This is a genomic window from Rhizobium sp. 01T444 (assembly GCF_056398305.1).
Window position 1 is genome coordinate 470,827 of sequence record NZ_JBFTPD010000001.1, and the last position, 24,256, is coordinate 495,082.

Annotated in this window: 22 protein-coding genes; 12 read left to right on the forward strand and 10 right to left on the reverse strand. The window is 61.5% G+C overall.

Going from position 1 to position 24,256, the window contains the following annotated elements; all coding sequences use genetic code 11:
* Positions 1-15: 15 nt before the first annotated feature.
* Positions 16-936, reverse strand: a complete 921-nt coding sequence (locus AC1DTN_RS02285) for a DMT family transporter (protein WP_477919823.1) — start codon at positions 934-936, stop codon at positions 16-18.
* A 141-nt stretch (positions 937-1,077) separates the two neighbouring features.
* Between AC1DTN_RS02285 and gcvA the strand changes: the two genes are divergently transcribed.
* Positions 1,078-1,962 (forward strand): transcriptional regulator GcvA, encoded by an 885-nt coding sequence (gene gcvA / locus AC1DTN_RS02290; RefSeq protein WP_477919825.1) that lies wholly within the window; start codon positions 1,078-1,080, stop codon positions 1,960-1,962.
* A gap of 98 nt (positions 1,963-2,060) precedes the next feature.
* Here the strand turns inward: gcvA and AC1DTN_RS02295 are convergent, their stop codons facing one another.
* From AC1DTN_RS02295 to mutM, 5 genes are all read right to left on the reverse strand, one after another.
* Complete coding sequence (locus AC1DTN_RS02295) at positions 2,061-3,143, reverse strand: saccharopine dehydrogenase family protein (protein WP_477919826.1); 1,083 nt, start codon at positions 3,141-3,143, stop codon at positions 2,061-2,063.
* Between the two features lie 133 nt (positions 3,144-3,276).
* Complete coding sequence (dnaA, locus tag AC1DTN_RS02300) at positions 3,277-4,830, reverse strand: chromosomal replication initiator protein DnaA (protein ID WP_113324749.1); 1,554 nt, start codon at positions 4,828-4,830, stop codon at positions 3,277-3,279.
* 861 nt (positions 4,831-5,691) lie between these two features.
* Entirely contained in the window at positions 5,692-5,970 is a 279-nt protein-coding gene (gene rpsT / locus AC1DTN_RS02305; protein WP_113324735.1) for a 30S ribosomal protein S20, read from the reverse strand.
* 194 nt (positions 5,971-6,164) lie between these two features.
* Positions 6,165-6,938, reverse strand: coding sequence for an enoyl-CoA hydratase (locus AC1DTN_RS02310; RefSeq protein WP_310379491.1), 774 nt, complete (start codon positions 6,936-6,938; stop codon positions 6,165-6,167).
* A 9-nt stretch (positions 6,939-6,947) separates the two neighbouring features.
* Positions 6,948-7,838: a bifunctional DNA-formamidopyrimidine glycosylase/DNA-(apurinic or apyrimidinic site) lyase gene (gene mutM, locus AC1DTN_RS02315; protein ID WP_477919827.1), complete on the reverse strand. Its 891-nt coding sequence runs from the start codon at positions 7,836-7,838 to the stop codon at positions 6,948-6,950.
* A 153-nt stretch (positions 7,839-7,991) separates the two neighbouring features.
* Here mutM and ubiE point away from each other — a divergent pair, with 153 nt between their 5' ends.
* From ubiE to AC1DTN_RS02355, 8 genes are all read left to right on the forward strand, one after another.
* Positions 7,992-8,768 (forward strand): bifunctional demethylmenaquinone methyltransferase/2-methoxy-6-polyprenyl-1,4-benzoquinol methylase UbiE, encoded by a 777-nt coding sequence (gene ubiE / locus AC1DTN_RS02320; protein WP_439017165.1) that lies wholly within the window; start codon positions 7,992-7,994, stop codon positions 8,766-8,768.
* Positions 8,769-8,773: 5 nt separating this feature from the next.
* Positions 8,774-10,348: a 2-polyprenylphenol 6-hydroxylase gene (gene ubiB, locus AC1DTN_RS02325; protein WP_477919828.1), complete on the forward strand. Its 1,575-nt coding sequence runs from the start codon at positions 8,774-8,776 to the stop codon at positions 10,346-10,348.
* A gap of 92 nt (positions 10,349-10,440) precedes the next feature.
* Positions 10,441-12,024 carry an aromatic amino acid lyase gene (locus AC1DTN_RS02330; RefSeq protein WP_113182162.1) on the forward strand — a complete coding sequence of 528 codons (1,584 nt, stop codon included), beginning with the start codon at positions 10,441-10,443 and terminating at the stop codon, positions 12,022-12,024.
* A 27-nt stretch (positions 12,025-12,051) separates the two neighbouring features.
* Complete coding sequence (locus tag AC1DTN_RS02335) at positions 12,052-13,419, forward strand: dihydroorotase (protein WP_477919829.1); 1,368 nt, start codon at positions 12,052-12,054, stop codon at positions 13,417-13,419.
* A complete protein-coding gene (locus AC1DTN_RS02340; protein WP_477919831.1) occupies positions 13,416-14,696 on the forward strand; it encodes a Zn-dependent hydrolase in 1,281 nt (426 codons plus the stop codon). The genes AC1DTN_RS02335 and AC1DTN_RS02340 overlap by 4 nt, the downstream gene beginning before the upstream one ends.
* Positions 14,677-15,774, forward strand: a complete 1,098-nt coding sequence (locus AC1DTN_RS02345; protein WP_477919832.1) for a DUF917 domain-containing protein — start codon at positions 14,677-14,679, stop codon at positions 15,772-15,774. The genes AC1DTN_RS02340 and AC1DTN_RS02345 overlap by 20 nt, the downstream gene beginning before the upstream one ends.
* 3 nt (positions 15,775-15,777) lie before the next feature.
* Complete coding sequence (locus AC1DTN_RS02350) at positions 15,778-16,107, forward strand: TfoX/Sxy family protein (RefSeq protein WP_113324743.1); 330 nt, start codon at positions 15,778-15,780, stop codon at positions 16,105-16,107.
* Between the two features lie 50 nt (positions 16,108-16,157).
* Positions 16,158-17,819, forward strand: coding sequence for a urocanate hydratase (locus AC1DTN_RS02355; RefSeq protein WP_477919833.1), 1,662 nt, complete (start codon positions 16,158-16,160; stop codon positions 17,817-17,819).
* A 9-nt stretch (positions 17,820-17,828) separates the two neighbouring features.
* On the opposite strand, the gene AC1DTN_RS02360 is transcribed toward AC1DTN_RS02355, so the two are convergent.
* A complete protein-coding gene (locus AC1DTN_RS02360) occupies positions 17,829-18,230 on the reverse strand; it encodes a GFA family protein (protein WP_442205995.1) in 402 nt (133 codons plus the stop codon).
* Between the two features lie 58 nt (positions 18,231-18,288).
* On the reverse strand, positions 18,289-19,542 hold the full coding sequence (locus AC1DTN_RS02365; protein ID WP_477919834.1) for an MFS transporter: 1,254 nt from the start codon (positions 19,540-19,542) through the stop codon (positions 18,289-18,291).
* A gap of 92 nt (positions 19,543-19,634) precedes the next feature.
* On the opposite strand from AC1DTN_RS02365, the gene AC1DTN_RS02370 reads away from it, so the two are divergent.
* Positions 19,635-20,510 (forward strand): LysR family transcriptional regulator, encoded by an 876-nt coding sequence (locus tag AC1DTN_RS02370; RefSeq protein ID WP_442205993.1) that lies wholly within the window; start codon positions 19,635-19,637, stop codon positions 20,508-20,510.
* On the opposite strand, the gene AC1DTN_RS02375 is transcribed toward AC1DTN_RS02370, so the two are convergent.
* Positions 20,507-21,412, reverse strand: a complete 906-nt coding sequence (locus AC1DTN_RS02375; RefSeq protein WP_477919835.1) for a LysR family transcriptional regulator — start codon at positions 21,410-21,412, stop codon at positions 20,507-20,509. The two genes, AC1DTN_RS02370 and AC1DTN_RS02375, sit on opposite strands and share 4 nt — an antisense overlap.
* Before the next feature lie 125 nt (positions 21,413-21,537).
* Here AC1DTN_RS02375 and AC1DTN_RS02380 point away from each other — a divergent pair, with 125 nt between their 5' ends.
* Together AC1DTN_RS02380 and AC1DTN_RS02385 are read left to right on the forward strand one after the other, a co-directional pair.
* Positions 21,538-22,302 (forward strand): SDR family oxidoreductase, encoded by a 765-nt coding sequence (locus AC1DTN_RS02380; protein WP_477919836.1) that lies wholly within the window; start codon positions 21,538-21,540, stop codon positions 22,300-22,302.
* 134 nt (positions 22,303-22,436) lie between these two features.
* Positions 22,437-23,186: an SDR family oxidoreductase gene (locus AC1DTN_RS02385; protein ID WP_113182173.1), complete on the forward strand. Its 750-nt coding sequence runs from the start codon at positions 22,437-22,439 to the stop codon at positions 23,184-23,186.
* A gap of 61 nt (positions 23,187-23,247) precedes the next feature.
* Here AC1DTN_RS02385 and AC1DTN_RS02390 read toward each other — a convergent pair whose 3' ends face one another.
* Positions 23,248-24,111, reverse strand: a complete 864-nt coding sequence (locus AC1DTN_RS02390) for an NmrA family NAD(P)-binding protein (protein ID WP_477919837.1) — start codon at positions 24,109-24,111, stop codon at positions 23,248-23,250.
* Positions 24,112-24,256: the final 145 nt, after the last annotated feature.

Consider the following 24,256-nt stretch of genomic DNA (forward strand, 5'->3'; position numbering starts at 1 on the left):
ATTCTCTAAGCCGCGTCAAGCAGCGCGCCTCTTTCTGAAATTGACGAGCCTTCCATCGATCGCCGCAAGGCCGACCGCGATTAAGGCCATGCCGATCAGATGCTTGAACTGCAGTTGCTCGCCGAGTGCTGCAGCGCCAAGCAGGATCGCGCTGACGGGGATCAGAAAGGTCACAAGCATCAGATTCGTAGCGCCCGCCGCCGCCAGGATGCGGAAGAAGAGCACATAGGCCACGGCAGTCGAGAGGATCGCAAGGCCTGATAGCGCCAGCCAAGTTTCGGCGGAGGGCATGGCGAGCGTCCAGGGCTGGTCAACAATCAGCGCGATCGGCAGCATCAGCACGGTGGAAGCAGTCACCTGTCCGGCGGCCGGAATGAGTGGCGCAAGGCCCATCCGGCGGAATCGCCGTCCCCAGATGCCGGCCAGCGAATAGGAGAAGGCCGCACCGAGGACCGCGAGCTGGGCAAGCACGTTCGATCCGAGATCCTTCAAGGCGTCAAAACCGATCATATAGGCCACGCCGGCAAACCCGACGACCACGCCGACGAGACGGTTTGCCGTCAGCTTTTCATCCGCCGTCAGCACATGGGCAACGACCACGGCAAAGAGCGGCGTCGTGGCGTTGAGGATCGAGGCGAGACCGCTCGCAATATGTGTCTGGCCCCAGACGATCAGGCAGAAGGGAATCATATTGTTCAGAAGTCCCATGCCGAAGAAAGCGATCCAGCTCTGCCTGTCGCGCGGCATGGTGTGGCCCATGGCGCGCACGATCAGATTGAGTGCGATAGCGGCAAGCAGCACGCGCCCGGTCACGATGGTGAAAGGTGGCAGCGCCTTTACGAGAATGCCGTTGAAGAAGAAGGAGCCGCCCCAGAGAAGCGACAGCACGATCAACATGGCCCATTCTGCAGCTCCCATGGACTTCTGAATGGACATGACAGTCTCCTTTGTCGATTTTTGCTAAAGTGTCATTTCCAGCTCACCCGTATCGATTTGCCAGATGTATCAGTTTTTATTAGTATTCCCTGCATCTGACAAACGAGCATTTCTGGCCGCATGATTGAGTTGAGCTAATGCATGATTGATCCTCTGCCCTCACTGTCGGCGCTGCGCGCCTTTGAGGCGACGGCGCGTCATCTGAGCATGACGCAGGCGGCGCACGAATTGCACGTCACGCCAGGCGCCGTCAGCCTGCAGATCCGCGATCTCGAAGCCTCGCTTGGCGTGTCGCTGTTCGAGCGGCGAACCCGGCAGATTCTGCTGACGGCCGAAGGCCGGGACTATTTCGCGACACTGCGCACCGCCTTCCAACTCGTACGCGAGGCGACGGCATCGCTGACCGCACGGCGGCGCGGCAATGCGCTGGCGCTCACCTGTACGGCAGGTTTTGCAACGCACTGGCTACTGCCACGGCTTCAGCGGTTCGAGGACATGCATCCTGATATCGATGTGCGCATCAGCGCCTCCCATCGCATGTTCGATTTCGAGCGCGATGGGATCGATCTCGCCATCCGCCACGGGCTTGGCGGTTATGAGGGATTGATCAGCGAGCGGCTGGTGGATGACGAACTGGTGCCGATCTGCACGCCGGCGCTTGCGGCGACCCTTGGCGCCGATCCTTCGCCTGATCTGCTCGCAGGATATCAGCTCATCCATGACGTCTACCGCCGCGACTGGCAGCTCTGGCTGGCCGCAGCGGGCGCCACCAAGGTGGATGCCTCCCGTGGCCCGATCTTCAGTGATGGCAACGGCGCCTTCGAGGCGATGAAATCAGGTTTCGGCGTGGCGCTGATGCGCCGTTCCTTCATCGAGAAGGAACTTGCCGAAGGCCGGCTCATCGCTCCGTTTCCGCTGGGGCTGACAAGCAAACTTGCCTACCATCTCGTCTATCCGGGCACAGCGCTGGAACGGCCGGCGGTCGCGGCCTTCCGGCGCTGGCTGCTTTCGGAGGCTAAAACTTAGAGCCTTTCCGTTTTTCTTCGAAATACGGAAAGGCTCTATCTTTTTGTTCTAACGCAATTCCGGACGCAAAACCGCTGCACACTTTTGCTGGAATTGCTCTAATCCCTGCTCGTAGCACCCGCCTTGAACAGGCTGCCCGTCGGTGTCTTCAAGAACATGTCCAGTGGAATGTGCTCCTGATGCAGGAAGCCATTGGCGGGCAGCAGGCTGTCGCGGACCATTTCGATGACAGCAACCACCGAGGCAGACGTCGTCCAGGCGATTGCCGTACGCCGAGCGCCGGCAATCTCGATCGGATAATAGGCGCGGACAAACTCCTTCCGGCGCAAGGAGCCGTTGATCGTGCCTTCGGCCGCGACATGCACATAGACGACATCATCATCGACCGGCGGCTTGGCGTTGGTCAGGATTTCGCCGGCGAGCTGGCGTTTGTCACGCATCAGAAGCTCATGGAAGAAGAAATTCATCAGCTCCATGTGGCCGGGATAACGCATCGTCTTGTAATCGAGATTATCGACCTTGCCGAGCATGGTGTCGCACATGGTGCCGAGGCCGCCCGAGGTCGTAAAGGCCTCCAGCTTGACGCCGCCGACATAGATCGTTTCGTGCCATTCCATCGGCGAGACGAGCTTACGAACCCCCCCCTCGATGACCTCGCAATCGTTCAGATATTCATTGACCACACCTTCCGGCGACCAGTTGAAGGCATAGCCCAGAAGCCCGGTCGGATGCTGTGGCAGAGCGCCGACGCGCATGCGGATCGAGCGGCAGCGGTCAAAACCATCGGCAAGGCTTGCACCGACGATGCCGACGAAGCCAGGCGCCAAACCGCATTGCGGCGCCATCAGCCCGCGGGCGGTCTTGGAAAGCTCGATGATGAAATTGGTGGTCGGCACATCCTCGGTCAGATCGAAATAATGGATGCCGGCGAGATGGGCCGCCCGCGCCAACTCGATATTCAAATGATAGGGCAGGCAGGACAGCACCGCCTCGACGCTCGACAGCAGCTCGCCGATGACAGAGGTATCCGTGATATCGCCGGCCCGGCATTTGAAGGGCAGGTCGCCCACGGGCAGTTGTGCATCGACGCCGATGACCTCGAAGCCGCCCTCATGCAAAAGCGTCGCCGCCAGCCGTCCGACCTTGCCGAGGCCGATCACGGCAATCCGTTCAAAACTCATTGATGTCCTCCCGAACGCCGACGTTCTTCACCGGCGCATTTTTCTCACGTGGGGGCTGTATAGAATAAAAAGCTTATAAAAGAAAACAGCCGGGATTGCTCCCGGCTGCTGAAACGCGGTGGATGTGCACTGCTTATTCGTTGATGAGGCGCTTCAAAAGCTCGATCTCATGCGACAGCTTCGTGTCTCCCGAGATCAGTTCCTCGATCTTGCGCACGGCGTGCAGAACCGTTGTGTGATCGCGTCCGCCGAAGCGGCGGCCGATCTCCGGAAAGGAGCGCGGCGTCAGCGTCTTCGACAGATACATGGCGATCTGGCGCGGCTTGACGATGACGCGCGTGCGGCGGTTCGAGACCAGTTCCTGACGCGAGACATTGTAGTGACGCGCGACGATACGCTGGATATCCTCGATACGCACACGACGCGGCTCGCCGGAACCGACGAGATGGGCCAGCAGCTCATCCACGCGCTCGATCGAGAGGTTCGGCTCGAAGGAGCGGCGGAAGACCAACTGGTTGAAAGCGCCTTCCAGTTCGCGACCGCTTGCCGTGATGTTGCGGGCCACATGCTGCATCAGCTCGGCCGGGATCTCCAGTGACGGATCTTCCAAGCGGGCAGCAGCAAGGCGGCGCTTCAAGATTTCGAGACGCATCTCATAGTCGGGACCATCGAGTTCGATCGCAACGCCGCCCTGCAGACGCGAACGGACGCGCGGATCGAGCGATTCCAGTTCCCACGGCGCTCGGTCGGCCGCGACGACGACCTGCTTGGCGCTGTCGAGCAGCATGTTCAGCAGGTGGCAGAATTCGTGCTGGATCATCTTGCCCTGCAGGAACTGCATGTCGTCGATGATCAGAAGGTCGATGTTGCGCAGCGAGTCCTTCAGCGTCAGCGCGTCATTGTCGCGGATCGCTGTCGCGAAACGCCACATGAAATATTCGGCCGTCAGATAGACGACGCGCAGGCCACGCGGGTTCTGCACCGCGGCATTGGCGATCGCCTGCAGCAGATGGGTCTTGCCGAGGCCGACGGTCGCATGGACGAAGAGCGGGTTGAAGCGCACGGCGCCCTGACCTGCTTCCGCAATGGTCTTTGCGGCGGCGAGCGCCACGCGGTTGGAGCTGCCCTCAACGAAAGTGTCGAAGGTGAAGCGGGAATCCAGCGGCGAGCCAAAGAGCGGCGAACCGACACTTGCCGGGCGCGCCGCAGCGGCGGCCGAAACAGCCTGCTGGACGATCTGCCCCGCCGGCTGGGCAGATGCCGGGCGGCGAAGCTGGGTGGGTTGGGTGACCGGCTCGACGGAGACTGCATCGTCCAGCGCCTTCGTGCCGGCGCGCGTTGCCGTGCGCACAAGGATCTCGACTTTCAGGATTTCGGGGTCTTCAGCCTGGAACAGGCCGACAATGAGATCGAGATACCGGTTGTTGATCCACGACTTCAGAAAGGTCGTGGGAACGGTGAGACGGACGACACTCTTGGAAACCGAATGAAGCTTGAGCCGTGCAAACCAACTTGCATAGACGTCAGGACCGACTTGTGCCTTCAGACGCGCGCTGACGCGTTCGAAGAGAACACCATGCTTCATCTCGCCCTTTTCTTCCGTTGCGCTCAGGTGAATGGAACCGAAAGACTGCTGTGCAGCTTCCCCGTTATCCAGTGCACCCGTCGTCATCGAATTCATCTGCATAATGCCGCCTTTCATTTCCTCGGGCGGTCATTCGTTGACAGCCGCCCGATCATTCCCCGCTTTGACAAAGCCGGCGGCATCTTCATGAGCCGCTCTCGCATGCCGGTTCACTCAAACACTGTCCCTTTTGGGACTGACAAAGAAACCCTGCGGTGGTCGCGATCATGCGACAACCGTCTCAAGGCCTCTATGTCAGGCTGGCGGCCGATCCTCGTTTTTCGCCCGCAAGCCCGAACGCAATGCTACACTTTCCCCTGCCCTTCTCCTGGCCTCACGCAAAACGTGTGGCCGCGGAGCGCACAAAACGTCCCCGTCCCGTGACAGCCACGTCACGGTACAATGCCGTCGAGTGCGTGAGAAAACGGAAGCTGTCCGCTCCGTTGCAAATGACACAGAGCCATCATCCTGCCGACTTGGCAGTTTGGACTGACTTCTGCAGGTGATGTCCGCGCCCTTTGCTGGACGCCATTTAGGCAGGATCAAAAGGCAAGATCAACGATGAATTTTACGCAAAATTAAGACGCGGCCATTGACTCCGGCGGGGCCTTTAGGGCGTCACACCAACGTCAAAAAAGAATCGCTTTTGAATCAAGGAGATTCCCCGACCGGGTTATTTTGGACACGCATAAAAAGAAAAAAGAAAAAATCTTCTTGACTCATTTGAGGCCACGGGTTGCGTGACCAGAGTCGCAAGCCTTAAAAAGATCCTTGCGTAAACTATTGTTTTAAAACAATTTTTCCTGTCATGCCCCTGACACGAAATCGTCGCAGGATTAACCATACCCACGGCGGGCGGCGGAATCGAAAAAGCCCGGTAAAATTACCGGGCTAATCATAACGAGCAATTCGTTAATGAGATATTTAGGCGTTCGCAGAAGCCGAAAGCGCCTTCACACGAGCAGCGAGGCGCGAGACCTTGCGGGATGCCGTGTTGGCATGCACGACGCCCTTGCTTGCGGCGCGCGCCAGCTCGGGCTCAGCGGCGATGAAGGCTTCCTTTGCCTTGGCGGCATCACCAGCGGCGAGTGCCTCTTCGACCTGGCGAACGTAGGTGCGAACGCGCGAACGGCGAGCCTTGTTGACTGCGGTGCGGCGTGCGATCTTGCGGGTCGCCTTTTTCGCCGAAGTTGTATTGGCCATGGATGCCTCTCTCAAGAATTCGAACAAAACTCCGCCATTGCCGCGCTGGCCCTGCGGCCACTCAATTCAGCAATGCGGGAGCATTAGCGGAAAACCTGAGCGGCTTTCCGAACCGTGGGCGGGCATATAACGCTAAAGCCGCGCCACGTCAACGCGCATTTTCAAGGAAAAGCCCCTTTCCCGCCGCCGTCCGCTCACCTGTTCTTGAAGGCCGGTTTGCGCTTCTCGATGAAGGCGGCCATGCCCTCTTTCTGGTCCTCGGTCGCAAAGAGGCTCTGGAACAGACGGCGCTCGAAACGCAGGCCCTCTTCCAGCGTCGTCTCGAAGGCGCGGCTGACCGCCTCCTTGGCCATCAGCACCGAGGGGCGCGACAGCGATGCGATCCTGGTAGCGGCCTCCATCGCTTCGTCCAGAAGCCGCTCAGGGGCCACCACACGCGAAACGAGTCCCGCGCGCTCGGCTTCCGCCGCATCCATCATCCGGCCGGTCAGGATCAGGTCCATCGCCTTGGCCTTGCCAACCGCCCGCGTCAGGCGCTGCGAGCCGCCGATGCCAGGAATGACGCCGAGTGTGATCTCCGGCTGGCCGAACTTTGCAGTCTCGGAAGCAATGATGAAGTCGCAGAGCATGGCAAGCTCGCACCCACCACCGAGCGCAAAGCCGCTGACGGCGGCGATGATCGGCTTGCGGGCCTTGGCGATCTCGTCCCAGCCGCTGATGAAATCGCTCTTATAGACTTCGGCGAAATCGAGCGGCTGCATTTCCTTGATATCGGCGCCCGCGGCAAAGGCTCGCTCGGAACCGGTCAGCACGATCGCGCCGATGGCATCATCCGCATGAAAGGCCGCATAGGCCAATTTCAATTCCTTGAGCACGGTCGAATTCAAGGCGTTCAGCGCCTGCGGCCGGTTCAGTGTGATCAGGCCGACATTGCCGCGGGTTTCGACAACAAGAGTTTCATAGGCCATGGCGCTCTCCTATTTCTGGCAGGTGGCGCAATAGAAGGTGGAACGGCCAGCCTGCACGATGCGCGAGACCGTACCGCCACAGCCCGGCGTGCGGCAAGCTAGACCTTCGCGATCATAGACGGAAAAGGAATGCTGGAAGTAGCCGAGCGAGCCATCCGTCTGGATATGGTCGCGCAGCGACGATCCGCCGGCGGCGATCGCATCGGCGATGACATCGCGGATGGAGGTCACAAGCAGGTTCAGCGCCTGCTTCGGCTTGCCCGTCTTCGTCACCAGCGTGCCGGCAGCGCGCACGGGCGACAGATGCGCCCGCCACAATGCCTCGCAGACATATATATTGCCGAGCCCGGCGATGGTCTTCTGATCCAGGAGCGCGCTCTTTAGTGGCTGGGTCTTGCCGTCGAAACGCTCGGCCAGATAGGCGGCTGACAGTTCGTTGCCGGTCGGCTCCGGCCCCAGGCCGAACAGGAAAGGGTTGGCATCGAGCTCGGAACGGTCGGCAATATCCATGAAGCCGAAGCGGCGCGGGTCATTGTAGATAACGCGGCGCGGGCCACCCTCGCCGTCCAGATGGAAGATGGCGTGATCGTGTTTCTCGTCCTTGGAGCGCTCGTGGTGAAAATCGCCCGGCGTGGCAGTCAGTGGCCCCTGTTCGATCCGGAAGGAGCCGGACATGCCGAGATGGGAAATGATCGTCTTGCCGCTGTCGAGATCAATGAGCAGGTACTTGGCGCGCCGTCCGAGGCCGATGATCTTGCGGCCGGACACCTGCTGCTCGAAATCCTGAGGAAAGGGAAACCGCAGGTCGCCGCGGCGCAATTCCAGCCTCTGAATGCGCGCGCCTTCCATTGCCGGCGTCAGGCCACGCTTCACGGTTTCGACTTCTGGCAATTCCGGCATCTTAACCCATCTATATCTAACGTGTTTCAACCGCCCGCGATGTGCGCTATAGCGCCAACGTGCCGCGGGCGGACCGTGGCCCACAGATAGCGCCGCAGCCACGCTTTCGCTATGGTCGCCGCGCCGAATTCTTGATGTGAACGGAGTAGCTTGATGTCAGACAGCCGGACCTCCGCCGATGGCGGCATGGAAACGTCCTACGGCTTCCGCGAAGTGCCGACCGGTGAAAAGCAGGGCCTCGTCAACGAGGTCTTCCACAAGGTCGCCAAACGCTACGACATCATGAACGACGTCATGTCCATGGGCATGCATCGCGCCTGGAAGGATGCGATGATTACGGCGCTGAACCCTCGCAAGGAGCCGGGCTACAAGGTGCTCGACGTGGCCGGTGGCACTGGCGACATCGCCTTCCGCATCGTTGAAGCCTCGAACCGCCAGGCACATGCGACCGTGCTCGACATCAACGGCTCGATGCTTGGCGTCGGCGCCGAGCGGGCGGAAAAGAAGAAGCTTTCGGACAACCTTACCTTCGTGGAAGCCAATGCCGAGGACCTTCCTTTCGAGGCAAACAGCTTCGATGCCTATACGATCGCCTTCGGCATCCGCAACGTGCCGCGGATCGAAGTGGCGCTCTCGGAAGCCTATCGCGTCTTGAAACGCGGCGGCCGTCTGTTGGTGCTCGAATTTTCGGAAGTGGAACTGCCGCTTCTCGACAAGGTCTATGAGGCCTGGTCCTTCAATGCCATTCCGAAGTTCGGCAAGGCGATCACCGGTGATGCCGAGCCTTACCAGTATCTCGTGGAATCGATCCGCAAGTTCCCGAACCAGGAGAATTTCGCGGCGATGATCCGCACCGCCGGCTTCTCGCGCGTGACCTATACCAATTATACCGGCGGCATAGCAGCGCTGCATTCCGGCTGGAAGCTCTGATCCGCATGAGTGCTTTCGGGGCATATTTCAGGCTCGTAAGGGTCGGCTGGATTCTGGTGCGTGAAGGCGTCATTTCGGCGCTGCCTTCGGAAGGCCTGCCGCCATCCGTGAGCCTGGCAAAATCCTTTGTCGGCATGTTTGCGCGCAATCGCAGCAAGTATCAGAAGCGCAGCGACCGGCTGGCGCAGGCCGTCGAGCGGCTTGGTCCATCCTATGTGAAGATCGGCCAGTTCCTTGCGACGCGCCCTGATGTCGTCGGCGTCGAGTTTGCCGACGACCTGTCACAGCTTCAGGACCGGATGGCCTTTTTCCCGGCGGCAGCCGCCAAGGCCAATATCGAAGGCTCGCTCGGGCGATCGATCACTGATCTCTACGCGAGCTTCGGCGATCCGATTGCAGCGGCCTCCATTGCGCAGGTGCATCCAGCCGAGGTCGATACGCCGACAGGACCCAAGAAGGTCGCCGTAAAGGTCGTGCGGCCCGGTGTCCGGGCGCGGTTTGCCCATGATATCGAGGCGATGTATCTCGTCGCCCATATGCAGGAACGCTTCATGCCGGCCAGCCGACGCCTGCGGCCGGTCGAGGTGACGAAAACCCTGGAACAGACCACCAAGGTAGAGATGGACCTGCGCCTTGAGGCGGCTGCCCTTTCTGAGATTGCCGAGAATACCGAAAAGGATCCTGGCTTCCGCGTGCCGAAGGTTGACTGGGAGCGCACCGGCCGCGACGTCATCACCATGGAGTGGATCGACGGCGTCAAAATGTCCGATGTCGAAGGGCTGCGGGCTGCCGGCCACGATCTCAATGAGCTTGCGGACACGCTGATCCAATCATTCCTGCGCCATACACTGCGCGATGGCTTCTTCCATGCCGACATGCATCCGGGCAACCTCTTCGTCGATTCCGACGGTATGATCGTCGCTGTCGACATGGGCATTGTCGGGCGTCTCGGGAAGAAGGAGCGCCGCTTCCTTGCCGAAATCCTCTACGGCTTCATCACCCGCGACTATATCCGGGTGGCGGAAGTGCATTTTGAGGCGGGCTATGTGCCCGGCCACCACAATGTCGAGAGTTTTGCCCAGGCGATCCGGGCGATCGGCGAGCCGATCCACGGCCAGCCGGCCGAGACGATCTCGATGGGCAAGCTGCTGACGCTGCTTTTCGAGGTCACCGAACTCTTCGACATGCAGACACGGCCCGAGCTCGTCATGCTGCAGAAGACGATGGTCGTCGTCGAAGGTGTCTCGCGCATGCTCAATCCGCGCTTCAACATGTGGAAGGCGTCCGAGCCGGTCGTCGGCGACTGGATCAAGAACAATCTCGGGCCCAAGCGCATTGTCACCGATCTCAAGGACGGGCTTAAGGCTGCCGTGAAGCTCGCCGAAACCGCGCCCGAAATCGCCGCCCAGACAGAGAAATTCCACCATCAGCTTCTGCATATGAGCGAACACGGATTGCGCTTCGATGAGCAGACGGCCGAGGCCATCGGCAAGGCGGAAGCGCGCCACAACCGCTCGGCCAAAGCGGCCCTCTGGATCATTGCGCTCACGCTTCTCTATATTGCCTGGATACTGAGCTGATCGGGAAGTAACAAAAGCATGATGTGTTCGGCATTTGGGATATCCCGCCAGACATGAGGCTCGCTTAGTCTCGCCTCCATGGAGATGAGCACATGAAGCATGAACGCCCCGGAATCGAACTGAGCGGCCAGCCCTTCAGCTTTGCCGAGATGATGAGGATCGGCTCCGGCAAGGTTGCGCTTTCGGCCTCGGAGATCGGTATGCAGCGCGTGAAGATCGCGCGTTCGATCGTCGAGGATGCCATCGAATCCGGCATGCCGGTTTACGGCGCGACCACGGGCGTGGGCGCCATGAAGGATGTCGAATGGTCGCCCGAAGATCTCGAGGTCTTCAATCTCGGCCTGGTGCGCGCCCACCACTTCGGCACCGGCACACCTTTTTCCTGCAATGTCGTGCGCAATGCCATGGCGATGCGCGTCAACACGGCCCTGACCGGCCAGGTCGGCTGCACGCCCGATCTCATCGACGCCTATATGCGCATGCTGAAGGCAGATCTCATTCCGGTCGTGCGCCGCACCGGCTCGATCGGCTGTGCCGATATCGGCCTGATGGGCCAGATCGGCGCAGTGCTGACGGGCGTCGGCGAGGCGATCTATCGCGGCAACCGCATGCAGGCCGCTGAAGCCTTCCAGGCCGCCGGCATGGAGCCGGTGAGGATGGCGCCGCGCGACAGCCTCGCCTCGCTCAGCGTCAATGCCGTCAGTTTTGCCGCCGCCGCGGAAACGACACGCAATGCCGCCGCATCAATCCGTGTGCTGCTGGCAACCGGCATGATGGCCTCAGGTGCGCTTGGAGCATCGCGCGATCCCTGGCGGGCCGTGCGCCATGTCGGCACCGCGCGAGAGGCGCTGATCGGCGCCTGGCTGTGCAATGCTTCTGACGAATGGGAATGGCCGGTCGCGACCCATGTGCAGGATGCGCTGAGTCTCCGCATGATCGCCCAAGTCTTTGGTGCCGTTATCGAGAACCTGCTTTCGACGGGCCATAAGATTCTCGCCGCCACCGGCCGCTCCGACGACAATCCCGTCGTCGTCGAGGGACGGGTGATGACATCTGGCGGATCGCTGCCGCTCGACGTGACCATCCTGCTGGAATCCGCGGCACTCTGCATGGCGCATGCGGCGCGCAACGCCTTCAACCGCTGTGTCCTGCTCGGCAACGGGCAGCGGCGCGGCCTGCCGGTCAATCTCGTGCCTCCGGGCCGTATCGCCACCGGCTTCGGACCAATCATCAAGCTTGCGGGCGAAATCTTTTCGCGCGTACTCTCCATGTCGAACCCGGTTTCGGCGCAATCGCTCGTCGTTGCGGCGGGCCTTGAGGACGAGGCAGCCTTCCTGCCACTCGTCATCGAACGCTTCGACCGGCAGATGCGGGCGCTGAAGCGTCTCGCCGCACTGGAAGCCCTGCTTTCGGCACAGGCGATCGATATTATCGGCGATACGCCGAAGGGCGTTGCTGGCATGCTCTATGAGGTCGTGCGCAAACATGCGGCCTTCTATACGGTCGACCGGCCGCTTTCGGCCGAGGTCGAGGCGATCGAAGAGGAACTCGGCTCGGATGCATTCCTCTCCAAGCTGATCGAGCAGGTACCGATTGCCTCCTTCGACGATTTCTTTGCACTTGGGTCGCTCGAGCGCATCGAGGAACGGCTGACGCGGGAACCGGCCATCATCTGAATTTCGACCTATCGAGGGAGACGCGGCATGGATTTCGATCTCGTTCTGCAGGGCACGGTGGTGCTGCCGGAGCGCATTGTCGAGGGCGGGTATGTCGCCGTTTACGACGGAAAGATCGCCGAAGTCGGTATCGGCGTTCCGCCTGCGGCCAAAGAACGGCACATGCTCGGCAAGGCACTGATCCTGCCGGGCGCCATCGATGCTCAGGTCCACTCGCTCTCCCAGAAGGACCAGGAGGATTTCATCTGGTCGACTCGCTCGGCCGCTGCCGGCGGCATCACCACCATCGTCGACATGCCTTATGATGAGGGCAATCTCGTCTGCTCGGCTGCTGCGGTGAAGAAGAAGGTCGATCATGCCGGCCCGCAGGCGCGGGTCGATTTCGCACTTTACGGTACCGTCGATCCCGAAGAAGGTGCTGCCCGCATCGCCGAGATGGTGGAGGCAGGCGTTGCCGCCTTCAAGTTCTCGACCTTCGGCACCGACCCCAAACGTTTCCCGCGCATTCCGCCCGCCCTGCTCGACGCCTGCTTTGCGGCCATTGCCCCGACCGGGCTGACGGCCGGCGTGCACAACGAGGATGACGAGGCTGTCCGCACCTATATGGAGCAGGTGAAGGCAAGCGGCATTACCGACTGGCGCGCCCATGGCCTGTCGCGCCCGCCGATCACCGAGCTGCTTGCCATGCACACGATCTTCGAGACCGGCGCCAATACCGGCTGCCCGTCCCATGTCGTGCATTGCTCGCTCGGACGCGGTTATGATATCGCGCGGGCCTACCGCCGCGACGGCTTTGCGGCGACGGTGGAATGCTGCATTCACTATCTGACGCTCGATGAAGAAAACGATGTGAAGCGGCTCGGCGGCAAGGCGAAGATCAATCCGCCGGTGCGGCCGCGCGCCGAAGTCGAGACGCTCTGGCGCAAGGTCGCCGAAGGCAATGTCTGGCTGGTGTCGACCGATCACGTGAGCTGGTCGGAAAACCGCAAGACCAATCCCGACATGCTGGTGAATGCATCAGGTGTTCCGGGTCTGGAAGTCATGGTGCCGCTTTTCGTCAAGGGCGCGCTGGAACGGGGCGTTCCCCTGACCTGGGCAGCGACGCTTATGGCCGAAAATCCGGCGAAGCACTTCCGTCTCGACCATATCAAGGGCGCATTGACGCCGGGCAAGGATGCCGACATCGTCGTGCTGGAGCCGAGAGAGATGGTCTACGACGCCTCGTCCAGCGGCAACAATGTCGTCGGTTGGAGCCCTTATAACGGCATCCGCCTACCGTGGACGATTTCTGCCGCCTGGCTGCGCGGCGAAAAGATCACCGAGGGGTCGAAGGTTCTGGCCGAGCCCGGCGCCGGCCGCTTCGTGCGCCCGCTTCCACGACAGGTGCTGGCATGAGCCGCAACCTGCCCGTCAATCCCGGCCGGATCTCCGCCGATATCGAAGCCCTTTCCGCCATCACCGAGCCGGGGCATCCCTGGACACGACGGGCTTTTTCGCCGCTTTTCCTCGAAGGCCGCGCCTATCTTGAGGCACGCATGCGGGCGATCGGTCTCGATACCCGCATCGACCCATCAGGTAATCTGATCGGCCGGCGCGAAGGCGCAAAGCCAGGCTCGGGCATCATCATGCTCGGCTCGCATTCCGACACTGTCCCCGACGGTGGGCGCTTCGATGGTATTGCCGGTGTTGCGGCGGCACTCGAAGTTGCGAGGGCGCTGCGCGAACAGGAGATCCATCTCGACCATGATCTGGAGATCGTCGATTTCCTGGCCGAGGAGGTCAGCATTTTCGGCGTTTCCTGCATCGGCAGCCGTGGCATGACCGGCCAATTGCCGCAAGCATGGCTCTCTCGCACAGTCGAAGGTCGCGATCTCGCCGAAGCGATTGCCGAGGTCGGCGGATCGCCGGGTGTGCTTACTCATGAGAACAAGCCCGATATTGCCGGTTTTCTGGAACTGCATATCGAGCAAGGTCCTGTGCTTGAAAACGAGCGCAAGGATATAGGCATCGTCACGGCGATCTCGGGCATCACCCGCATCGAAATCACCGTCGAGGGTCGGGCCGACCATGCCGGCACGACGCCGATGGATTCGCGCGCAGATGCGCTGGTTGCCGCTTCGCAAATCGTGCTCGATATCCGCAATGCCGCAAGCGAGCTTGCCAAGACGCCCGGCCATTTTGCAGCGACCGTCGGCGAATTTCGCATCGAGCCGAATGCCGCCAATGTCGTGCCGTCGCGTGTCGTGTTGCTGATCGACGGGCGGGCCGAAATCCGCGCCGACATGGAAGCCTTCTGCCGCTGGCTGGACGGCCATACGGAAAAGCTCGCTCTGGCCTTTGGCGTGACGATCGCGCCCCCGAACCGCATCTCCGACAATTTTCCGACACCGAGCGACAAGGGCCTGCTCTCGACTCTGGAACGGGCCTGCGAGACTGTCGGCGCCAAACACCGCTTCATGGCCTCGGGTGCGGGTCACGATACTGCCTGGATCGCCCGCGTGGCGCCGGCTGCGATGATCTTCGTGCCTTGCCGGGAAGGCCGCAGCCACTCCCCGGATGAATGGGCTGAAAATGACGACATAGCGCTCGGGGCGGCCGTGCTTTTCGAGGCGGTGCGCGAGATGGACAGGACACTTACGACGGAGAAGGATAATGGGACGCATACTGGTTGAGAAGGACGTGGAAGCCGCCGTCAAGGGCGGTTCCGTCTATGCCGCCGGCGGTGGTGGCTGGGCCGATCACGGCCGCATGCTCGGTTATGCCGCCGTTAATGTCGGCAAGCCCGAACTCGTCTCCATTGAGGAACTCGGCGACAACGACTGGATCGCGACGGCCGCGGCTATCGGCGCACCGGCCTCGACCACGCCCTGGGAAATGCAGGGCATCGACTATGTGAAAGCCGTGCAGCTTCTGCAGGAGGCGCTCGGCGAAAAGCTCTCCGGTCTCATCATCGGCCAGAACGGCAAATCCTCGACACTGAACGGCTGGCTGCCTTCGGCCATCCTCGGCACCAAGGTCGTGGATGCCGTCGGCGATATCCGCGCCCATCCGACCGGCGACATGGGATCGATCGGCATGGCAGGGTCGCCGGAACAGATGATCCAGACCGCCGTTGGCGGCAACCGGGCTGAAAACCGCTATATCGAACTGGTCGTCAAAGGCGCGACGGCGAAGATCTCGCCGGTGCTGCGGGCGGCGGCCGACCAGTCCGGCGGCTTCATTGCCAGCTGCCGCAATCCGCTGCGCGCCTCCTATGTCCGCAAGAATGCCGCGCTCGGCGGCGTCTCGATGGCGCTGAAGCTCGGCGAAGCGATCATTGAAGCGGAAAAGAAAGGCGGATCGGCGATCATCGATGCGATCTGCAAGACGACGGGCGGCCATATCCTCGCCGAGGGTACAATCACCGAGAAGGATGTGGTCTATACCAAGGAGGCCTTCGACATCGGCACGATCACGGTCGGCGCCGGTGACAAGGCCGTGACCCTGCATGTGATGAACGAATATATGGCGGTCGACGATGCCGACGGCAGGCGCGTCGCAACCTTCCCCGCCGTCATCACCACGCTTTCCGAGGAGGGCGAGCCGCTCTCCGTCGGGCAGCTCAAGGGTGGCATGCATGTGTTTATCCTGCACGTGCCGAAGGACATCATTCCGCTGTCGGCCAGCGTGCTCGATCCGACCGTCTATCCGTCTGTCGAAAAGGCGATGGGCATCGAGATAGCACGCTATGCACTGGAGATGAGGGCCTGAGCCATGGCGCGCGATCCCGGCCTGGAAGAACTGATGCGCGAGGAACTCGGCGACCGACCGGGGCTTACCGAAAAATCCATGTTCGGCGGCTGGGCCTTTATGCTCAACGGCAACCTGCTCTGCTGCGCGCGTCAGGATGGCATGTTGCTGCGTCTCGGCAAGGGAAATGACGATTGGGCACTGGCTCTGCCGGGCGTGATCCAGATGCTGTCGGGTGAGCGGATCATGCATGGCTGGGTACGCGCCAACGCCGATGTCTATGGCGACGATGCCATGCGGCGGCGGCTCATCGATGCGGCGCTTGCCTACGTGGAACCGATGCCCGCCAAGTAAATGAACCGGTGCCTTCAAGGCGCCGATGACGAAACGACGAGGAACCCAAGATGCCGAAGGCCAATCCACGCCATCCGAAATTTCCGATTCCCGGCGGGCCGGAGCTGCGCGCCAAGGGCTGGCGGCAGGAAGCGCTGCTGCGGCTTCTGGAAAACGTGCTCTCGGTCGGCGAAGATCCTGATAATCTTGTCGTCTATGCCGCTCTCGGCAAGGCGGCGCGCAACTGGGCGGCGCATCGGGGCATCGTCAAGGCGCTCACCGAAATGGATGAGGACCAGACGCTGCTCATCCAGTCCGGCAAGCCTATCGGCCTCGTGAAGACCCATGCCAAGGCGCCGCTCGTCATCATGGCGAATTGCAACATCGTCGGCCAATGGGCGAAGGCCGAGGTCTTCTACGAGCTGCAACGCAAGGGCCTGATCTGCTGGGGCGGGCTGACGGCCGGCGCCTGGCAATATATCGGCAGCCAGGGCGTCATCCAGGGTACCTATGAGATCTTCATGCGCATCGCCGAGCGTCGTTTCGGCGGCGATCTCGCCGGCCGCTTCGTGCTGACGGCCGGGCTTGGCGGCATGGGCGGCGCGCAGCCGCTTGCTGGCCGCATGGCGGGGGCAGCGATCCTCTGCATCGACATCGATCCGGAACGCGCCCGCAAGCGCCAGCAGATCGGTTACCTGCAGGAGATTGCGCCCGATCTCGACAGCGCGCTTGCGATGATCGATGCCGCGGTCAAGGAAAAGCGGGCACTCTCCGTCGGTCTCGTCGGCAATGCGGCCGAGATCTATCCGGAAATTGCCCGGCGCGGCATCGTGCCCGATGTCGTCACCGACCAGACCTCGGCGCATGATCTCGTCTATGGCTATGTACCGAAGGGCATGAGTATCGATCAGGCGAAGGGCCTGCGCGATGACGGCCAGGGCCAGCTGATGGCCGCCAGCCGCGCCTCGATCGTCGAACATGTTACCGCGATGCTGGAATTCCAGAAGCGCGGTGCCGAGGTCTTCGACAACGGCAATCTCATCCGCACCCAGGCGCGCGAGGGCGGCGTCGCCAATGCCTTCGACATTCCGATCTTCACGGAAGCCTATCTGCGCCCGCTTTTTGCCCGCGCCATCGGCCCGTTCCGGTGGATGGCACTTTCGGGCGAGGAGAGCGATATCGCCCGTATCGACGATCTGCTGCTCGAGATGTTTCCCGACAACAAGATCATCACTAACTGGATCCGGCTGGCGCGCGAGCATATTCCCTTCGAGGGACTGCCGGCCCGTATCGCCTGGCTCGGCCACGGCGAGCGAACGGCGCTGGCGCGGCGAGTCAACGAGCTGGTCGCCAATGGCGAGCTCAAGGGTCCGGTCGCCTTCTCGCGCGACCATCTCGATGCTGGCGCCATGGCGCATCCGAACATCATGACCGAGCGGATGAAGGATGGTTCGGATGCCATCGCCGACTGGCCGCTCATCGATGCGATGTTGCTATGCTCCTCGATGGCCGATCTCGTCGTCGTCCATTCCGGCGGCGGCGGTTATGCCGGTTACATGACGAGCTGCGGCGTCACGGTCGTGGCCGACGGCTCGGAAGCCGCCGACGAGCGCTTAAACCATGCGCTGACCAACGATACGGCTCTCGGCGTCATGCGTTATGCCGATGCTGGTTATGACGAAGCGCTGGACGAGGTGACGAAGAAGGACGTGCCCTATATCCGGCTTGACTGATCGCCGTCGTCACAGATGCCGCGTTTCGGCCGGCGCGGCGTCATAGCGATCGTGCATGCCATCAAAATAGGCGACCGGGGCGGCGGCAAGCTCTTCGGCGCTGGCATCGTCGAGGCAACTGACGGCGATGGCGATGAAGGGGCCGATCGTCTCGTTGTCGTTGCGGGCAAAGGAAGCCACGCCGCAATTCTCGCAGAAAAGATGATGGATCGAGCCGGAGCCGAAAAGATATTCACGCAACCCGTCCCTGCCCGACACCAGCCGGAAGTCAGCGGGCTGAGCGATCGCCAGCCAGCTGCGTTTCTTGCGGCAAACAGAGCAATTGCACTTGAAAGTGCCAGCCGAAAGGTCGAGCCCGGCCTCATAGGCGACGGCGCCGCAATGGCAGCTTCCATGATAGATCTTCTTCACAATGCTCCTCCGACTCTTATTTAACCTAAAAGTTAAATTAATCGTCACAGGCCGGAAGTCAAGACGGGCGTCGAGCGAGCCGGCGAGCGGCGAGTGCTGACAGGAGAGCGAATGCCATCATGACCAGCGTGAAGATCACGATCGCCGCCCATCCCTCCATCGCCCAAAACCAGCCGCCGGCCGAGCCCATGACGCTGGAGCCGACGTAATAGGCAAGCATGTAAAGCGAGGAGGCGTGGCCCTTGGTGCCGGCGGCGAGTTTACCGACCAGACCACTTGCTACCGAATGGCTCATGAAGAAACCGCTGGTCAGCACGACGATGCCGAGGATGATGAGCGGCAGGGAGGCCGCCAACGTCAGAGCGCAGCCTGCGGCAGTGATGACGATACCGGCCAGGAGCACGGTAAAATGGCCGAGCCGATCGCCCAGAATGCCACCGACGGAGGAGGCGCCGATACCGAACAAGTACACGGTGAAGATCAGGCCGAGTTCGGTCTGGTTCAGCTCATAGGGCGGCGCGACGAGGCGAAAGCCGGCGTAGTTGTAGATTGTCACGAAGGATCCCATCGCGAAGAAGGCAATGGCGAAGATGAAGGGTAGCGCCGGATTACTGAGATGCCTCATCCATGCCTTCAAGTGGAACTGAGGGTCAAAGCCGGCGCGGCGCACGAAATTGCGCGAGGGCGGCAGCAGCGCGATAAAGCCGATCGCGGCGGCAAGGCCGATTGCGCCGATCAGGAACAGAGCCGGCCGCCAGGAGAGATATTCGGCGAAAATGCCCGTCAGCACCCGCCCCGACATGCCGCCGAAGGCCGTGCCGCCGACATAGAGGCCCATGGTGGCGCCAAGGCCGCGCGGGTCGATTTCCTCCGCGAGATAGGCCATAGCGACGGCCGGAACGCCGCCGAGCACGAAGCCCTGCAGGGCGCGGATGACCAGCATCAGATGCCAGTTCGGCGCAAAGGCGGTGGCGATCGTCAATACGGCAGCGCAGACCAGCGAGATCGACATGAGGCTGCGACGGCCAAGCCCTTCCGAGACAGCGGCGGCGCAGACGATGGCGATCGCCAGGAAACCGGTGCACAGCGACAGTGCCAACGAGCTTACGGCAGGGCTGACGGCAAATTCCTGCGCGAAGATCGGTAGCAGCGGCTGCACGCAATAGAGCAACGAGAAGGTGGCAAAGCCCGAGAGGAAGAGCGCCAGGCTGGCGCGGCGATAGGCCCCGGTGCCGCGGGTCAGATATTCCTTGGACTGTTTCCTGTCGGCCGTTTTCAGGTCGGCAACGTCTTGGATTGCAGTGTCGGACATTCTCAATTCCTTCCTGCCCTCCGATTTAGTCAGGACGCCTCTATTTGTCCAATATATGAAACAGGCGATCTTGATAGGTTTTGGAGATAGCAATGGAGCTGCGGCATCTGAGGTATTTTCTGGCAGTGGCCGAAGAGGGCAATTTCACGCGGGCGGCCGCGCGCCTCGGCATCGGCCAGCCACCGCTCAGCCAGCAGATCCGCGATCTCGAAACTGAAATCGGCGCCATGCTCTTTCATCGCGTGCCGCACGGGGCGGAGCTGACGGCGGCCGGCACGGCCTTTCTGCCGGAAACCAAGGCCGCGCTCGCAGCTGCCGAAAAGGCACGGCTTGCGGCGCAAAGCGCCAATCGTGGCGAGACCGGCCGGCTGTCGCTTGGCTTCACCGCCTCCTCCGCCTTCAATCCCATCGTCAGCACGACGATCCGTCGCTTTCAGGCCCGATGGCCGGATGTGCAGCTGTCGCTGACGGAGATGAACACACTCGGCCTGATGCAGAAGCTGGAACGCGGCGAATTGGATGCGACCTTCATGCGGCCCGGCCTCAACGATCCCGATGGCATCAGGCTGAAACGCCTGCCGGACGAGCCGATGGTCGTCGCCCTACCGGCCAGCCATCCACTGGCCAAGCAGAAGACGCTGCCGCTTGCCCTGCTGGCGAAGGAACCTTTCATCCTGTTCCCGCGCCTTGTCGGCCTCAGTCTCTATGACGACGTGGTGCGCGCCTGCCGCGAGGCGGGTTTCGACTTGAAGGTCGCTCAGGAGGCGCCGCAGATCTCTTCGGTTGTCAACCTCGTTGCCGCCGATCTCGGTGTCTCGATCGTGCCTGCATCGATTTCGCAGATCAAACTTTCCGGTGTCGCCTATCGCCCGATCGAGGGGCCGCCGGCCGTGGCGCGGCTGGCGCTTGCGGTACTGCGCAGCCAGCGCTCTCCGGTGACCGAAAACCTGATGGGCCTTCTGAGTTAGCAGTCCGGATCCCAATAGGGCGGATCACCGAAGGTCTTTTTCAGATGATCGGCGATGGCGCGCAGCTTGGCGGAGGGGTTTCGGCCTTCGGGATGGGCCATGTAGATGAATTCCGGCTCCGGCTTTGCGCCGACATCGATCTCCATCAGGCGACCTGCGCGAACGGTGGGGCCGGCAATGAAGGCCGGCAGGAGTGCGATGCCGAGGCCTTCGATCGCCGCATCATGCAGCATGTCGCCATTGTTGATGCCGAGGCCGAGCATCGCGCGGATGATGACCGTGCCCTCATCCGTCTGGAATCGCCAGTCGGCTGCGCCGCGGTTGGTATAGAAGACGCCACGATGATCGTTGAGATCGGACAATGAGGCAGGCTTGCCCTGACGCTCGATATAATCGGGCGAGGCGACCAGCAGCCTGCGGCTGCGAGCGAGCTTCCAGGCGACGAGCCTTGTATCCGCGATGGCGCCGTGGCGGATGATGGCATCATAGCCGTCCGAAGCCGGATCGACACGCCTGTCATCCATGTCGAGCGTCAGCGCGATCTGCGCATGCGCCTTTAAAAACGGATAGAGGGCAGGCCCGAGATGCAGGCGACCGAAGGTGACGGGGGCTGCAATGCGCAACGGGCCTGAAAGCGTGCCGCGGCGCTCGGCCATATCGGCCACGGCGTCTTCCATCTCGCGGACGATGCGCCCAGCGCGCTCCAAAAAGGCGGCTCCATCCTCCGTCAAGGTCAGCTTGCGTGTAGTGCGATGGACGAGCATGGCGCCCAATGTCTTTTCGAGCTCCGCCAGTCTTTCGCTGACGACCGATTTCGACAGACGCAGCCGCCTCGCGGCTTCGCTCACCGAGCCCGCCTCGACTACGGCAACAAAAGCCGCGATCCCTTCGATTTTCATCATCGTTCGGCTTTTCCGAATTCGAACTCCGCGATCAGGAGACTAATCCGAACGAAAGAAGAATGCCATCTTCCAGTCATCGAAACGGGACGGCAATGCCGATCCAATCAAATTCAGGAGATGGAACAATGAATCGTCTGATCAACAAAGTCGCAATTATCACCGGCGCAAGCTCGGGCATCGGGCGTGTTACCGCCAAGCTCTTTGCCGCCGAAGGAGCCAAGGTCGTGGTCGGTGCCCGCCGCCAGGCCGAGCTTGAAAGCCTCGTTGCCGAAATCAAGGCTGCCGGCGGCGATGCCGTGGCCGTTGCCGGCGATGTCCGCTCGGAAGACTATCACAAGGCACTGGTCGCAGCCGCCGTTGAAAATTACGGCAAGCTCGACATCGCCTTCAACAATGCCGGCACGCTCGGCGAAGCCGGCCCAAGCACCGAAGTCTCCGAAGCAGGCTTCAGCGACGCCCTGGCAATCAACCTGACGGCCTCCTTCCTTGCCGCCAAGCATCAGATCGCCGAAATGGTCAAGCATGGCGGCGGCTCTGTTGTCTTCACCTCGACTTTCGTCGGCTACAGCTTCGCCTTCCCGGGTGTTGCCGCCTATGCCGCCAGCAAGTCCTGCCTCATCGGCCTGACGCAGGCGCTCGCCGCCGAATACGGCCCGCAGAACGTCCGCGTCAACGCGATCCTGCCAGGTGCTGTCGATACGGACATGTATCGCGAAATGAATGATACGTCAGACAAGCAGGCCTTTATTACCAACCTGCATGCGCTGAAGCGTGTTGCTGCACCGGAAGAGCTCGCCCGGTCGGTGCTGTACCTCGCCTCCGACGATGCAAGCTTCGTCACCGGCACGGCGACATTGGTCGACGGCGGCGCCTCGATCACCCGCACCTGACAACTAAAGCGCGATTATCCGCCACAGGTTGATGATCCCTACTGAAACAAGCAGGTTATCGCGCCGACCTTCTTCCTGCATTCTCTCAGCATCAAAAGCGCCCAGCGCCAAACGGACACAGAAGGAATACGACAATGACTCGCCTCGCAAACAAGACAGCCCTGATTACCGGCGGCACCAGCGGCATCGGCCTTGAAACCGCCCGCCAGTTCATCGCCGAAGGCGCACGTGTGGCTATTACCGGCAGCAGTGCAAAGAGCGTGGAAGCCGCTCGCGCCGAACTCGGCGACAAGGTTCTAGTCATCCAGGCCGATGCCGGCAATGTCGCCGGTCAGGCCGCCGTCGCCGAAACGGTGAAGAACGCCTTCGGCACGCTCGACATCCTCTTCGTCAATGCCGGCATCGCCGAATTCGGCCCTGTCGAGGGCTGGAGCGAAGCTGCTTTCGACAAGTCTTTCGCAATCAATGTCAAAGGCCCCTACTTCCTGATCCAGGCCTTGCTGCCGATCTTCTCCAAGAAGGCTTCGATCGTGCTTAATACCTCGATCAATGCCCATATCGGCATGCCGAATTCGAGCGTCTATTCGCTGACGAAGGGTGCGCTGCTGACGCTTGCCAAGACGCTTTCCGGCGAGCTGATCGGTCGCGGCATCCGGGTCAACGCCGTCAGCCCCGGCCCGATCGCCACGCCGCTCTATGGCAAGCTCGGCATGTCGGAAGCCGATTCCAAGGCGATGGCGTCTCAGATCCAGTCGCAGATCCCGGTCGGCCGCTTCGGTGATGCTAGCGAAGTCGCCAAGACCATCGTCTTTTTCGCCTCGGATGAGGCTGCCTATATCGTCGGCAGCGAACTGATCATCGACGGCGGCATGAGCAACCTCTAAGCCCCTTGATATCAGGGTCTCAAGCAATGGCCGCGGTTTCTTTTGACCGCGGCCTTTTCGCTTATGCGCCAGCAACGAGGCCGCGGATCACTGTTTCGATGCTGGTCGTACCCTTCAGCGATTTCTCACGCCCGGCCTCAAAGTCGATCCAGCCTTCGTTGAAGCCGTCGAGCATGCGCATGCGAGGCTCGGGGTTCTTCATGCCCTGGGCACGGAACAGCTCTTCCCAGCTTTCCTGCGGCACGACTTCCGCCGTCACCGGCTCGCCGACCACCTTGGCGAAGGCGGCGGCAATCATGGCCGGGCTGACGCGCTCCTGCGCTTCCAATTCCGCCACGCGCGCACCCTGCCAGTTCTCGCGCAGCATCTTCGCACCGAGCGCGCCGATATCATCCACGGCAATCATCGGCACGGCACGGTCGAGCGGCTGAAGGAAGCTCGGGATGACGCCGGTTTCGCGTGCAGGCGCTACATCCCAGGCGGCGTTTTCCATGAACCAGGCGGCGCGCAGGAAAGCGACCGGGATGGAGAGTGTCGAAAGCTCCTTCTCGACGATGCCGAGCTGGCTTAACAAGTTCGGCTGCGTGGACTGTGCGCCGACCGTCGACAGGCAGACGAGCTTTCCGGGCCTTGCAGCCTCAAGCGCGGTCTTCAGTGCTGCCAGCATGCCTTTCGCCTCCGGGAAGCCCGGTGCGGGATCAAAAAGCGGCGGGATGACGAGAAAAACACCTTCCGCGCCTCTGAACGCTGATGTCAGCGATACAGCGTCGTTCATATCGGCGACAGCGATCTCGCAGCCCCGCTCTTTCCAGCCGGCGGCCTTTTCCGGATTTCTCACGACGGCACGGACCGTGGCGCCATTCTTCAGCAGATGATCGGCAACGGCGGCGCCGACCTGGCCTGTCATTCCGGTTACAGCAAACATGGGGCAACTCCTTTATTTGGGTTGGCCCACTATGCTGCCGCACAATCTTTGACTGAAGTGCGCTTACGTCATATGATTGATGACATGAAGGCAGCAATTTGGACTCGTTTTTGCCAAGCCTGTCTCCGCGATGTCGCAGGCAGAC

Bases quoted from the DNA above. Each gene is read 5' to 3' on its own strand.
- AC1DTN_RS02335 (WP_477919829.1), top strand. From the start codon at position 12,052: ATGGATTTCGATCTCGTTCTGCAGGGCACGGTGGTGCTGCCGGAGCGC.
- ubiE (WP_439017165.1), top strand. From the start codon at position 7,992: ATGTCAGACAGCCGGACCTCCGCCGATGGCGGCATGGAAACGTCCTAC.
- AC1DTN_RS02355 (WP_477919833.1), top strand. From the start codon at position 16,158: ATGCCGAAGGCCAATCCACGCCATCCGAAATTTCCGATTCCCGGCGGG.
- dnaA (WP_113324749.1), bottom strand. From the start codon at position 4,830: ATGCAGATGAATTCGATGACGACGGGTGCACTGGATAACGGGGAAGCT.
- AC1DTN_RS02350 (WP_113324743.1), top strand. From the start codon at position 15,778: ATGGCGCGCGATCCCGGCCTGGAAGAACTGATGCGCGAGGAACTCGGC.
- AC1DTN_RS02345 (WP_477919832.1), top strand. From the start codon at position 14,677: ATGGGACGCATACTGGTTGAGAAGGACGTGGAAGCCGCCGTCAAGGGC.
- gcvA (WP_477919825.1), top strand. From the start codon at position 1,078: ATGATTGATCCTCTGCCCTCACTGTCGGCGCTGCGCGCCTTTGAGGCG.
- rpsT (WP_113324735.1), bottom strand. From the start codon at position 5,970: ATGGCCAATACAACTTCGGCGAAAAAGGCGACCCGCAAGATCGCACGC.
- AC1DTN_RS02340 (WP_477919831.1), top strand. From the start codon at position 13,416: ATGAGCCGCAACCTGCCCGTCAATCCCGGCCGGATCTCCGCCGATATC.
- AC1DTN_RS02380 (WP_477919836.1), top strand. From the start codon at position 21,538: ATGAATCGTCTGATCAACAAAGTCGCAATTATCACCGGCGCAAGCTCG.
- AC1DTN_RS02375 (WP_477919835.1), bottom strand. From the start codon at position 21,412: ATGATGAAAATCGAAGGGATCGCGGCTTTTGTTGCCGTAGTCGAGGCG.
- AC1DTN_RS02385 (WP_113182173.1), top strand. From the start codon at position 22,437: ATGACTCGCCTCGCAAACAAGACAGCCCTGATTACCGGCGGCACCAGC.
- ubiB (WP_477919828.1), top strand. From the start codon at position 8,774: ATGAGTGCTTTCGGGGCATATTTCAGGCTCGTAAGGGTCGGCTGGATT.
- AC1DTN_RS02310 (WP_310379491.1), bottom strand. From the start codon at position 6,938: ATGGCCTATGAAACTCTTGTTGTCGAAACCCGCGGCAATGTCGGCCTG.
- AC1DTN_RS02330 (WP_113182162.1), top strand. From the start codon at position 10,441: ATGAAGCATGAACGCCCCGGAATCGAACTGAGCGGCCAGCCCTTCAGC.
- mutM (WP_477919827.1), bottom strand. From the start codon at position 7,838: ATGCCGGAATTGCCAGAAGTCGAAACCGTGAAGCGTGGCCTGACGCCG.
- AC1DTN_RS02295 (WP_477919826.1), bottom strand. From the start codon at position 3,143: ATGAGTTTTGAACGGATTGCCGTGATCGGCCTCGGCAAGGTCGGACGG.
- AC1DTN_RS02370 (WP_442205993.1), top strand. From the start codon at position 19,635: ATGGAGCTGCGGCATCTGAGGTATTTTCTGGCAGTGGCCGAAGAGGGC.
- AC1DTN_RS02285 (WP_477919823.1), bottom strand. From the start codon at position 936: ATGTCCATTCAGAAGTCCATGGGAGCTGCAGAATGGGCCATGTTGATC.
- AC1DTN_RS02390 (WP_477919837.1), bottom strand. From the start codon at position 24,111: ATGTTTGCTGTAACCGGAATGACAGGCCAGGTCGGCGCCGCCGTTGCC.
- AC1DTN_RS02365 (WP_477919834.1), bottom strand. From the start codon at position 19,542: ATGTCCGACACTGCAATCCAAGACGTTGCCGACCTGAAAACGGCCGAC.